General features: G+C 64.3%; 8 protein-coding genes. 5 read left to right on the top strand and 3 right to left on the bottom strand.

Annotated elements, in window-relative coordinates; genetic code table 11:
• Positions 1-279 (bottom strand): Hsp70 family protein (locus EN984_RS05660; protein WP_164765383.1); only part of this gene is annotated, 279 nt, incomplete at its 3' end.
• A 213-nt stretch (positions 280-492) separates the two neighbouring features.
• Between EN984_RS05660 and EN984_RS05655 the strand changes: the two genes are divergently transcribed.
• From EN984_RS05655 to EN984_RS05635, 5 genes are all read left to right on the top strand, one after another.
• Entirely contained in the window at positions 493-2748 is a 2256-nt protein-coding gene (locus tag EN984_RS05655; protein ID WP_164748776.1) for a hypothetical protein, read from the top strand.
• Between the two features lie 10 nt (positions 2749-2758).
• Positions 2759-6604: a hypothetical protein gene (locus EN984_RS05650; protein ID WP_127271685.1), complete on the top strand. Its 3846-nt coding sequence runs from the start codon at positions 2759-2761 to the stop codon at positions 6602-6604.
• Between the two features lie 220 nt (positions 6605-6824).
• Positions 6825-7502, top strand: a complete 678-nt coding sequence (gene rpe / locus EN984_RS05645) for a ribulose-phosphate 3-epimerase (protein ID WP_127271687.1) — start codon at positions 6825-6827, stop codon at positions 7500-7502.
• 401 nt (positions 7503-7903) lie between these two features.
• Positions 7904-8644, top strand: a complete 741-nt coding sequence (locus EN984_RS05640) for a GntR family transcriptional regulator (protein WP_127267930.1) — start codon at positions 7904-7906, stop codon at positions 8642-8644.
• Between the two features lie 175 nt (positions 8645-8819).
• Complete coding sequence (locus EN984_RS05635; RefSeq protein ID WP_127267931.1) at positions 8820-10334, top strand: malonyl-CoA synthase; 1515 nt, start codon at positions 8820-8822, stop codon at positions 10332-10334.
• Between the two features lie 36 nt (positions 10335-10370).
• Here EN984_RS05635 and EN984_RS05630 read toward each other — a convergent pair whose 3' ends face one another.
• Both EN984_RS05630 and nagA read right to left on the bottom strand, forming a co-directional pair.
• A complete protein-coding gene (locus tag EN984_RS05630; RefSeq protein ID WP_127267932.1) occupies positions 10371-12410 on the bottom strand; it encodes an ABC transporter ATP-binding protein/permease in 2040 nt (679 codons plus the stop codon).
• Between the two features lie 61 nt (positions 12411-12471).
• Positions 12472-13320, bottom strand: an 849-nt coding sequence (nagA, locus tag EN984_RS05625) for an N-acetylglucosamine-6-phosphate deacetylase (protein ID WP_127383660.1), incomplete at its 5' end; no start/stop codon positions are given.

Here is a 13320-nt window from a genome sequence, read left to right as displayed (position 1 = left end):
GGCGACACCTTCCTCGGCGGCGAGGATTTCGACATGCGCCTGGTCGAATATCTGGCGGCCGATCAGGCGCTTGACCGCGAAGATGGTGTTTTCAGGATTGGTGACCGCCTGGCGCTTGGCCGGCTGGCCGACCAGACGTTCGTCGTCGCCCGAAATGGCGACGATGGAAGGCGTCGTGCGCGCGCCTTCCGCATTCTCGATCACCTTGGGCTCCTTGCCATCCATGATGGCGATACACGAGTTGGTGGTGCCGAGATCGATACCGATTACTTTTGCCATTTTTCTAGTCTCTCCGCTAAGCAGGCTATCAGGACCCGTACAGGCGTTCCGACGAAAGCCCCTGTTCACAAGAAATCCCGTTCCGGCAACCGGCATTCCGGCGCCGAACGGCTTGGCGCGTATATAAGAACAGGCGGCATCGCGCGCAAGCATTCTGCGCAAGGCTTCCATGAACCTTTCCACCTCCGCCTGCGACTGATCTCCAGGTGCCGCATGGTGCGGCCCGGAAAGGAAGCCCCCATGACCAATAACCCAGAGACTCCCAGGTCTCCGGGAACAACAGGAGCTCGGCGCGACCACCGCCTTCGGGACGAGGTCGATGCGCTGGGCTTTCTGTTGATTCCGTTGACCCTGCGTAAGAGCAGGCGTATCGTCATCTTGAGGAAAGCAGACAATTCGATCAGGGAAGAACGAGCCGGACCGCCGCGCCTTGCCCTGATTTGCGCGGCCAGACCCGACGTTCTCCCGTCGACTACGGGGGGTAGTGTCATGTCTCGCATCCGCGGCTCGTTTGTGTCGTCTCTTGCTGGCGGCTTGCGCCGCGCTGTGCATCCAGGCGGGTTGCTGGCACTCGGCCTGTGGCTGGGCGCCGCGCAGGCGCAGGAAACCCGGATCATCTATCCCGGTTCGATGGCGGTGACCGGATTTTCCGGCACCATCATTCCCAATTTCGACCCCCCTGATTCCGAAAAAGAGGGACTGCCGCCCGGCGTCGATCCGGTCGACGAAACCTTCATCGACACCACGCGCGCCACCTTGCGCGTCTTCGACGTCTCGCAACTGGGCGGACCAGCCACCGGCCAGCTCGTCAACACGCCACCGCCCTTCGAGGTGACGGCGGAGCAGGTCGGCCAGGTGTTCGGCGTCACCTACGATGACGGCGTGCGCGACGGCGTTCCGACGGGCATTCCCAATCTCTATGCCGGCGCCACCTCGCTGCACGGCATCCGTATCGTCACCCCGGACGCCGACGATGACGGCCGCCCCGAGCGGCAGCGCCGCGGCGCTGCCGGCGCCATCTTCATGGATGGCCAGTTCGGCACCGAAAACGGCGGCGGGCCGGGCACCGTCTGGAAGATCGACGGCATCACCGGCCAGGTCTCCAAATTCGCCGACATCGACACCAACAGCGGTCCCGGCATCGGCAATCTCACATTCGACGCCACTCATCGCGAGTTCTTCGCGTCCGATCTCGATACCGGCCTGATCCATCGCATCGATGCCGAAGGCAGGCTGATCGACAGCTTCGATCACGGCGTTGCCGGCCGTCCCGCGCATGGGCTTGCTCCAGTCGCCGACGACGGTTCGGTGATGGACATAAAGGGAGCGACCTTCGACAGCGAAGACCCCGACAGCTGGGGCTACACGCAGGACGAGCGCCGCGTCTGGGGCGTCTCCTACCATGGCGGCCGGCTCTACTACTCGGTCGGCGAAAAGTCGGAAATCTGGTCGGTGGGCATCGCCCGCGACGGCAGTTTTGTCGGCGACCCGCGCTGGGAACTGACGGTCAAGGCCGACAAGGACTACGCCGTCACCGACATCGCCTTCGACAATAGCGGCTTCATGTACCTGGCCCAGCGCGGCCCAGTCGAGAACCGCTACGATTACAGCCAATTCGCCGATTCCGGCAAAGGCGAGGTCATCCGCTACTTCCGAGAGAACCCGGACGATCCGGAGACGGAATCGGTCTGGGTCGAAGTGCCGCAGGAATATGCGGTCGGTTTCCCGCAGGGCAACCGGCAGGCCGCCGGCGGTCTCGACCTGCAATATGGTTATGATTCCGACGGCAATCTCGACACATCGGTCTGCACGCAGACGCTGGTCAAGTCAGGCGACAAGCTGCGCGACAATCCTTCACTCGCCGAACAGCTCGCCGCCGGCGGGCCGCTGGCCGTGCATGGCGTCCAGATCACGCCGAAAGAGCTGGTCAAGCCGGCCAACGTGCCGCCCTTCGGCTCCTGGTTCGTCGACTTCGACGGTTATTTCGAAGATCCGGAGGTCGAGGGCCATGTCGGCGACGTTGCCGTCTGGCATCCTTGCGAGGGCCGCGCCGGCTATTACGAGGAAATCCCGGGCGGCTACCTGCCCCCCTTCTACCCGCCGGATTTCCCACCACCCGGCAACCTGCCTCCGTGCATCGATGTCGAGGATATCAGGTATTACTGTACGCCTCGCGGCCTCCAGGCCGATCTCTATCTCCATGACCACGCCGGCTTCGGCGGCGATTCGATCAAGGCCCAACCTTCGAATGAGACAAAGTCCAGGACGCCAGGCGTCGGGGTGACATCATCCCAGTCGCATGCGCCCGGCAAGCCTTACACGGTCGACATCACCGGCCACTATCCGGGCGACAGAGTGGATGTTGGACTTTGCTTCTACAGGAAGTCCGACAAGGACAAGGGTGGCTACTACCCTTGCTGCAAGATGATCTTGCCGCTCCGAACCCCAGCCGTCAGCTGCGAACGTTGAGGAGGGGAAGATGAAAAATCTCGCACTCTCCCCGCTCACGACGAGCTCGCAATCCACAGTCATGGAGACGATCATGAAACCCCTGTCATACGCCAGGCGCGGCGCGCGCTGGCTGATGGCGGCCGGTATCGCGGTCGCCATGTTCACCCCTGTGGCAAGCCACGCGGAAGACGCCGCCCCGATCACCCCGGAACTGAGGCTCGATCTCGACAATTCGAAGATCGTCAATCCGAGGCCGGAGCGGGCGGTGCCCTTCTTCACCAAGAAAGGCACCCAGCGGAGCTGCGACTATGTCGTCTACTCCCTGAGCTTTGGCCTGCGCGGCGATGCGCAAGCCTTCGCCGACCTGACAGCCTTGCTGAAAACGCTCAAGATCGAGTTCAAGGACCAGCTTCCACACGGCCTTTCGATCGTCAGCGCGAATGTGTCGGGCGACGGCACGGACGCTTCGGGCGGACCATTGCCCGGCGTTTCGATCAGCACCTCGGCCGGTCCGAACGACACGGCAACGGTGTCCAATTTCCGGCTCTCCGCCGCTGATCTCGACGGCGCCGGTGCCGCCAATGAACGCGTCATCAACTTCCAGATCACGGCCAAGATCGACCATGCGGCGTTTCCTTCGCCGACCGTGATCGACAACCAGGGTGTGATCAAGGTCAGCAACGGAGCCGGCCCCGGGACCATCATCCCGTCGCAGGATCCGGGCAAGCCCGACGATGGCAACTACAAGACCGGGGCCAAGACCTCGATCAAGATCGACCTCACCAACTGTGATAAGCGGCCACCGCCTCCCGACCGGGAATGCTTCAAGGTGGAACGCGGCACGGTGGACTGCGTGCCCGGCGGCGGCGCCTTCATCTACCACATGCCGGTCGGCCCGGAGATGGGCGGCAAGTGGGTGCAGGTGTCGACGACCACATCAGGCGTCACCATCATCCCCGACACCCAGTTGGTGCCGGCGGGCGGCGGTGTGCTCAACTGGAAGATCGTCGGCGCATCGCCCGGCGACGTCATCCACCTCATCGTCACCGGCATCGAAACCTATGCCGGTCCGAAGGAAGGCTGGGGCCTTTGCTGCACGCAGACGATCGACATCGTCATCCCGCGTGACCAGAGGTGCCCGCCCAAGGACAAGGAGCCGGACCTCAAGGTCGAGAAACGCGCCGACGTGACGCGTTGCACGATGGGTGGCGGCTGCGACTTCACCATCAGGGTCACCAATGTCGGCACCGGTGCCTACCACGGCAAGATCGTGCTCGACGAGGTGACGCTGCCGGCCGGATCGACGCTCGATTCAGGACCCAATCCGCCCTGGGTCTGCATACCCGGCGCCACCCCGATGATTTGCACCTACCCAGTAACCACGCTCAATCCGGGGGCCTCCGTCAACCTCAAGCTCGGCTTCAAGCCGGCCGGAGGCTGGCAAGGCAGCGTCTTGCGTAACTGCGCCACCTATAATTACGGCGCCAGCGGCAAGCCGCTGTTCGGCAGCCAGTCGAACGATCGCGGCTGCGCCTCGATCCCGATCTGCCGGCGTGGCGATCGTGACCGCGACTGCCGGCCGCCGGTCGAGAAGAAGGTCGACCTGATCCTGAAGAAGCGTGCCCGCGTCCCGGTCTGCACGGCCGACGGCATCTGCCACTTCGTGATCGACATCATCAACAACGGCACATCGACTTATAACGGGCCGCTGACGGTGATCGACAGCTACCCGGCCGGCGCGCCGGCCTCCTCGACCTTCGGCCCAAGCCCGCCATGGACCTGCGTACCGACAGGTCCCGGCCTGTTCCGCTGCGACCATGCGGGGATCTCGCTGCCTCCGGGCGGCTCGACGCCGATCGTCGTCAAGGCGGTCATGCCGGCCGGCTATCAGTCGGACATTGTCGAGAATTGCGCGACGGTGAAGCCCATCCCCGGCGAAAACGACCTCACCAACAACAAGGCCTGCGCCAAGGAACGCTTCCGCCATCCCAATGGCGGCAAGCCGACCCTGCGCATCACCAAGGTCTGCAACGGCTCGCTCGCCGGTGCCGCGCTGATCTCTTGCCGCATCACCGTCATCAGCCTTGGCACCGCTGCCCCCACCGGTCCGGTGCGGGTCAACGATGCCGCCACGCTGGTGGCCGGCGGCGCGCCTGTCCAGATCCAGACCGTCACCCCTGACGGTGCGGAATGGGCGTGCGGACCGGTTCCGGCCAACGCGCTGTCGTGCCAGATTCCCGGTGCCGTCATGACACCTGGAACCAGCCGCCACTTCGACGTGACGGTTTCGGCCAATGGCGCGTTCGAAAACTGCGCGCGCGGCTCCTATGGGCCGGCGCCGGGCGACGACGTCGTCTATCCCTTTGGCCAGGCCTGCGCCAAGGGAGGCGGCGCCTCGACCATCCGTGTCGAAAAGACCGGCGACCGCGAATGCAGGCTCGGCCAACCCTGCTCGTTCGAGATCACCGTCACCAATGACGGAGCGACCGCCTTCTCCGGGCCGGTCCGCATTGGCGATGCGATCGGCGTGGAGGGTCTCGGCAGGCTGGAAGGCGTTGAGATCACGTCGATCGATCCGCCCTTCGGCTGCTCGCCGGAACCGGCAACCTTGCCTGCGTCCTGCATTGCCAATTTGTCGCTCGGCGCCGGCGAAAGCCGGGTGCATCATGTCACCGTGGTCATTCCCGACGACGGTCGTCTGGCCAATCTGCAGGGCAATGTCAGCGGCCAGAACTGCGTCGGCGTGCTCTCTCCCGACACACGGGTGCAAGGCGGTGGCGACGTGCTTGGCGGCGATCAGGCCAATGTGCAGGGCGATCGCGGCAAGGCCTATGCCTGCCATCCCTTCACCATCAGCCAGGAGACGAAGAAGGAATGCTCGCAAGGCTTCGTCATGAACGATGCCGGCCGCTGCGTTTGCCCGGAAGGCACCACCTATCGCAACGGCCAGTGCTCGCCGGGCGGCGGTATCGTGCCGAAGCCGGAGCAACCGAAGCGCTGCGTGCTGCTCGAAGGCCAGATCCGCACCGAGGACGGACGTTGCGTCTGCCCACGCGGAACCGGGCTTGAGAACGGCAGATGTGTCAGGACCGACAAGCCCGAACAGTGCACCGTCCGTGGCCAGGTCCACAATGCCGATGGCGATTGTGTCTGCCCCAGGGGGACCGAAATCCGGGGCAATGCCTGCCGCCCGATCCAGCCGAAGCCTGAGCAGTGCACCATCCGTGGCCAGGTCCACGATGCCGATGGCGATTGTGTCTGCCCGAGAGGGACCGAGGTGCGCAATGGCGCCTGCCGTCCGATGCGGCCAAAGCCCGAGCAGTGCACGATCCGTGGTCAGGTTCACGACGCCGACGGCGATTGTGTCTGCCCAAGGGGTACCGAGGTCAGAAACGGAGCCTGCCGCCCGATTCGGCCGAAGCCTGAGCAATGCACGATCCGTGGCCAGGTCCATGACGCAAAGGGCAATTGTGTCTGCCCGAGGGGTACCGAGGTGCGGGGCAATGCGTGCCGGCGCAAGCAACCGACGCAGGAGCAATGCGACATACGCGGCCAGGTCCACAACAAGCGTGGCGAGTGTGTCTGTCCGCGTGGGACGCAGGTGATCAACGGCGCATGCCGCAAGCCCAGGCAAGAGGTGGAATGCGCACCGGGCTCGCAGATGATCAACGGCCAGTGCCAGCCGATCATCAGGCGGCGCTGCCCGGAAGGTACGATCGGACGCTATCCGAACTGCCGGCCGCTCCGCGGGCAACCGTCGCTGGAGCTCAACCCCGGCCTGCTGCTGCAGCAGGTACTGCCACGGCGCAGGCCGCAGGTCGAACAGCAGCAGGATCCGGTTCCAGACAGAATCCTGAAACTCCAGCAGCAATAACGATCTGCTCGACGCCAGACCAGAAACCCGCCGGAGCAATCCGGCGGGTTTTCTTATGGCTCCGAGGCAAGCGGAAATTGGCTGCGACAGGATCGCGGACGCCGCAACGCCACCTCCGGCCGTGCAGCCGCCGCGCCCGTGCCCTCGACAAGTCGGCCGGAGCGCATTAGGCAGTCGATAGAGTGGCCGAACGTGAAGGGCACTCGGAAAGGCCGCATCCATGAGCAGAAAGACCCTGATTGCACCGTCGGTGCTGGCGTCGGATTTTTCCAAACTCGGCGATGAGGTCGAAGCGGTGGCGGCGGCCGGCGCCGACTGGATCCATCTCGATGTGATGGACGGGCATTTCGTGCCCAACATCACCTTTGGCCCGCCGGTGATCAAGGCGATCCGCAACCGCACCGAGGCCTTCTTCGACTGCCATCTGATGATTGCCCCGGCCGACCCCTATCTGGCCGCTTTCGCCGAGGCCGGCTGCGACGGTTTGACCGTCCATGCCGAAGCCGGCCCGCATCTTGACCGCTCGCTGCAGACCATCAGGAACCTCGGCAAGAAGGCCGGTGTGTCGCTCAATCCGGCGACGCCGGAAAGCGTGGTCGAATATGTGCTCGACCGGCTCGACCTGATCCTGATCATGACCGTCAATCCGGGCTTCGGCGGCCAGGCCTTCATCCCGGCGATCGTCGACAAGGTGAAGCGGGTCAAGGCCCTCATCGGCGGCCGGCCGATCCGCATCGAGATCGACGGCGGTGTTTCAGCCGAAACCGCGCCGCTGGTCACCGCTGCCGGCGCCGACGTGCTGGTGGCGGGCGCCGCCATCTTCAAAGGCGGCAGCGTCGAGGCTTACCGTCAGAATATCCAGGCGATCAGGACGGCAGCCGACCACGCAGCCGGCTAACCAGCGCTTTTCCCGCGTTCAGCCCGGCATGCCGGCTAAGGTTCTGGTACCGGCCGAGGCTTGTGATGGTCTGATGCGCAACGGTATCGGATCTGGAGCGGCTGCCTGATTCGGCCTCAAGGGTCCTCACAGCAGACAGTTGATCCCGCGCGCATACAAAAGAACAGAAAGAACAGATTCTCTTGCGTGCATACAAAACATGTTAAGTTCCCGCAGGTTGTGAAAATGCGCGGAATTACAGCATTGAGCTCCAGATGCCGCATATTCCTTCGTGCTAAAGTACAATAACGTGATCTTGTGCTTGAGCAGGCGAATGCTCGCACTGTATGGTACAAGTACGAGAAGGCGAATGCTTTCGGACTCGAATCGCCCAGGACAAGTCTTGGGGACAAGGAGTCGCTATGACATACGGAGCTGCCAATCTGAACGACGACGCTGCGGGACCGAAGAGTACGCTTGCCAGTACGGTCTATCAGCAATTGCGGGACGATCTTCTCGGGGGTGTTCTTGAGGCCGAGAGCAAGCTGCGGGTGGAATGGGTGGTCTCCAAATATGGAGCCGGCGCCTCGCCTGTCCGCGAAGCTCTCAATCGCCTCGCCTCGGAAGGACTTCTCGGCCGGCACGACCAGCGCGGCTTCTTCATCATGCCGGTCAGTGCGTCGGAACTCGAGGAGCTGACGCGCACCCGCTGCTGGCTCGAGGAGCGGGCGCTTCGCGAATCCATCGCCCACCGCACCGCCGAATGGGAAGAACAGCTCGTGCTGGCGCTGCATCGCCTGGGACGCGCGTCACGTCTGTCTCCGCAGGCTCTCTTTTCGCTCAATCCCGATTGGGAGAGGCTGCATCGTATCTTCCACAGGGTGTTGATTTCGGCCTGCCGGTCGCAATGGCTGGTGGGGTTTTGCGACCAGCTCTCCGATCACGCCTATCGCTACCGGCAAATGGCCAATGATGGCGAGGGCGTCCAGCGCGACGATTTCGGCGAGCATCGCCTGATCGCCGAATGTGCCCTGGACGGCAATGCCGACGGTGCCGTCGAGGCACTGCTCAACCATTACCAGTTGACTGCCGCCATGTGCATGAAGCGCTTCGAGCAGGACGACGAAACGAAGGAACTCGCCGGCAAACGCGCTCGGCGATAACAGCCGATTCCCGGCGGGCTCTTGCGCTCGTTTCTTGCTCGCACTCTGCGTCGGCGAGGCTGGCGTGAACCGCTGTCGGCGGGCTTGACGGCGCGGCCAAGAACCGCGAACCCTCGCCGCCGAGGCATGCCGCGACAGGCGCATGCTCAGCGCCGCCGCACCCAGGGATGTCTTCATGAGCAATCATCTGTTCGATGCGTTCCGGTCCCGGATGCCGGCGCCAGCGCGCTTGCTGATGGAAACCGATGATGGGCGCTCGCTCACCTATGGCGATATGCTGGCCCGCTCGGCGCAGCTTGCGCATGCGCTCCTGCAACTCGATGTCGAACCCGGTGACCGCGTTGCCGTGCAGGTCGAGAAGAGCCCGGAAGCGGTCCTGCTCTATCTCGCCTGCCTGCGAGCCGGCGCCGTCTTCCTGCCGCTCAACACCGCCTACACATTGGCCGAGCTGGAGTATTTCTTCGGCGACGCAGAGCCACGCCTGGTCGTCTGCGATCCGGCAAGAGCGGCCGACGTCGGCGCGCTGGCGAAAAAGTCGGGCGCCGTCACCGTCACGCTCGGCCGCGACGGCCGGGGATCGCTGCCCGATCGAGCCTCGCGGCTGCCGATGGATTTTCATGACGTAGCGCGTGGGCCGGATGACCTCGCGGCGATCCTCTACACGTCGGGAACCACCGGCCGTTCGAAAGGCGCCATGCTCAGCCACGAGAACCTTGCTTCGAACGCGCGCGTGCTGGTCGAGCACTGGCGTTTCACTGGAGACGACGTGCTGATCCACGCATTGCCGATCTTCCACACGCACGGCCTGTTCGTCGCCACCAATGTCGTCCTGATGGCCGGCGCCTCGATGCTGTTCGAGCAGAAGTTCGATCCGGCCCGCATCGTCTCGCTGCTGCCGCGCGCCACCGCCCTGATGGGGGTGCCGACCTTCTACGTGCGCCTGCTGCAGCAGGATGGGCTGGACCATGAGGCGGCAAAAAACATCCGTGTGTTCATTTCCGGGTCGGCGCCGCTGCTGGCCGAGACGCATAAGGCCTGGCGCGAGCGCACCGGCCACGCGATCCTCGAACGCTACGGCATGACCGAGACCAACATGAACACCTCGAACCCCTATGAGGGCGAGCGGCGCGCCGGTACCGTCGGTTTCCCCTTGCCCGGGGTCACGCTCCGCATCGCCGATCCCGACAGCGGCGCAGCGCTTGCGCAGGGTGAGGTCGGCATGATCGAGGTCAAAGGCCCCAACGTCTTCGGCGGCTATTGGCGCATGCCGGAGAAGACCAAGGCGGAATTCCGCGCCGACGGTTTTTTCATCACCGGCGATCTCGGCATGATCGACGCCGACGGCTACGTCCACATTGTCGGCCGCGGCAAGGACCTGATCATATCGGGCGGCTACAACATCTATCCGAAGGAACTTGAAAGCGAGATCGACGCGCTCGACGGGGTTAGCGAAAGCGCCGTCATCGGCGTTGCCCATCCGGATTTCGGCGAAGGCGTCACCGCTGTCGTCGTGCGGGCGCCGTCATCGCGGATCACCGATGCCGAAATTCTCGCCGCTATCGCCGGGCGGGTGGCGAAATACAAGCATCCGAAGCGGGTGATCTTCGTCGATGAACTGCCGCGCAACACCATGGGCAAGGTACAGAAGAACCTGCTGCGCGACACCTACAAGGACATATACGCATCATAGTTGTGCGGCGCCTGGGGCAGGGGCGCCTTACTCGCCTTACTCCTTGCGCGACCTTTCGGCCCGACTGCCGGAGCCCCACAAGGCGCGCTTCAGCAGGTTGCGCTTTCGTGGGACGAGGTTGATGTCGCTGACAAGCTTGGCGCCGCCCTCGCGCCGTTCCAAGGTGATCTTGCGGCTATGGAAGGCTTCCAGCTCGGCCCGGTGCGCCACGCTGATGATGGTGACATCAGGCAATTCACGGATCACCGTCGCCATCATGGTGTCCTGGCTCTTCTCGTCGAGCGCCGAGGTTGCTTCATCCAGCACGACGATATCGGGGCGGTGCAACAGCAGGCGCGCGAAGGCGAGACGCTGCTTTTCGCCGCCCGACAGCGTCTGGTCCCATGGCGCTTCTTCCTTGATCCTTTCGGCAAGGTAGGCGAGGCCGACCTTGTCGAGGGCGGCCTTGATCTGCTTGATCGTCCACTTATCCGCCGCCGCGGGATAGGCGACCGCGCGGCGAAGCGTGCCCGAGGGGATGTAGGGGCGTTGCGGCAGCATGAACAGTCGCCTGTCGGCGTGGAAATTGACGCTGCCGCCGCCCCACGGCCACAGGCCCGCGACGGCCCGCACCAGCGTCGACTTGCCCGAGCCGGATTCGCCGGCCACCAGCACCCGCTCACCGGGTTCGATCGCAACCTCGGTCTCCTTGACCACGGCGGTGCCGTCGTCGAGCGTCACGGAGAGATCGTCGAGGCTGAGCATGGCACCGTCATCGGTTTCGCCGTGCTGGATGCGCCCAAGCGCGTCGCTCTGCTCCGCACGCTCGAGCCCGTCGAGCGACATCATCAGCGATGCTATGCGCCGCGCGGAGGCGTTCCAGTCGGCAAGACGCGGGTAGTTGTCGACCAGCCATCCGAACGCGCCTTGCACGATGCCAAAGGCGGACGCTGCCTGCATCACCTCGCCAAGCGTCATTGAGCCTTCGAGGAATTTTGGCGCGCACAGCAGGATCGGCACGACCGGCGCAAACAGGCTCGATCCCTGCGACACCGCCGCCGTGCGCATGTGCTGGCCCGTCAGCAGCGCCCATTGCCTCAGCACATGGCCGAAATTCCTGTCGATGCCGCTGCGCTCCTCTTCCTCGCCGCCCAGCAAGGCGATGCTCTCGCCGTTTTCGCGCACGCGCGTCAGCGTGTAGCGCAGTTCGGCCTCCGCCTGGTTCTTCCGCTCGGAGAGCTGGACGAAATTGCGGCCGATGACCACCATCGCGGTCGAGGTGATGGCGGCATAGATCATCGCGGTGATGACCAGGAAGCCGGGGATGGTGATGCTCTCGCCGCCGATCGGCAAAGTGAGCGCGCCGCCGATGGTCCACAGCACGACGATGAAGGTCGAGGCAGACAGGAACGCGTTGAGGACGCCGGCGATGAAATCGACCGGCGACTCGGTGGCGATGCGCAGATCCTCGGTCATGCGGGCCTCGGGGTTCTGGTGGTCGCCGCCGACGAGATTCAGTTGGTAGTAGCGGCCGCCTGCCAGCCAGCGCGCGATGACCGCGGTGGTCAGCCAGGAACGCCAGCGGCGCTGGATCGTCATGCGCAGGTAGACCTGCGCGACGACAAGGCTGCCGCTGCAGATTACCAGCGGCACGAAGACGGCGCTGAGGAAATAGACGCTGCGGGCGTTGCGCTGCTCGAGGGCATCGAACATCGAACGGTTCCAGACATTGATGCCATACTGGAAGCCGATATTGATGCAGATCAGCAGCAGCACCCCGATCGTCAATGGCCAGGCGAGCCGGTCGCCGCGCCGGCTCCAGTAACCGCGCGCGCTGATCCAGAAACGCCGCAGCAGATATTTCTTGCGCTCCTGCTCGGCCCCTTCGGGCGTCAGTTGCGGATCGGGCTCGACAGCATCCGGCGGTGGCCCCGGCTGGCCGTCGACCTCCGGGGCAGCTTCGGCACTCGACAGCTTTTTTTCGCGCAGCTCCTCGTGGCGTGGCCTTTGGTCACGCGGAGCTTTCTGTGGCGGCTTCAAGGCACCGCGCGGTTTGATGCCGTCGGCCTGTTTCAATTTGGGTTTCGCCTCGGACATACGCTCCGACAACGACCTCAAAATCAAAAGGTTTCATGACGTCAGCCGACTTGACCTGATATCAACGCACAGTGTCGGAGCCGGCCGCAAAAACCTTTTCGCCGCCGATCCAGACGCCCTTCGTGTCGAGATCGTCCGACAGAGCGACAATATCCGCAGCCGTGCCGTTGGCGAATCGGCCAAGTCGGTGCGACTGGCCGATTGCTTGCGCCGGATAGAGTGAGGCCATGCGCAAAGCCTCGGAAAGCTCGACCCCGACGACGCGGTGGATGAAACGAACGGCCGAGATCATGTCGAGATCGGCGCCCGCCAGCGTTCCGTCGGCGAGCCTCAGGCTGCCGTCCCTTCGATAGATGGTGCGGCCGTTGAGCGTGAACGACGTCATCTCGGTGCCGATTGTCGCCATGGCGTCGGTGACCAGCACGATCCTGGCCGGCCCCTGCTTGGCGCGCAGCGCGATCTTGATGGTGGCCGGATCGACATGGATGCCGTCGGCGATGAGGCCGGCCGACAAGCTGCCGATGTCGATGGCGGCGCCGACCAATCCGGGCTCGCGATTGCCGATCTGGCTCATCGCATTGAACAGATGGGTGACCATTGAGGCGCCGGCCGCGGCAAAGGCGCTGGCGGTGGCATAGCCGGTATCGGAGTGGCCAAGGCTGACGATGATGCCGGCCCTGGCGAGTGCCGCGACGCGCGCCGGCTCGACGGATTCAGGGGCAATGGTGGTGAGCAGCACCGGTAGTTTTTGCCGCGCGGCGATCAGCATCGCCTGATCGGCATCCGTCATCGGCCGGATCAGCACCGGATCATGCGCGCCCTTGCGGGCGACCGACAGATGCGGGCCTTCGAGATGCAGTCCGAGAAACCCGGGCACCTTCTGGCGCGCCGCTGCCTCGCCGGCGGCGAC

The sequence above is a fragment of the Mesorhizobium sp. M7A.F.Ca.CA.004.12.1.1 genome, from assembly GCF_003997835.1.
GTDB lineage: Bacteria > Pseudomonadota > Alphaproteobacteria > Rhizobiales > Rhizobiaceae > Mesorhizobium.
The sequence above is the reverse complement of the archived record's forward strand: the minus strand, read 5'-3'. Positions and strand labels throughout refer to the sequence as shown.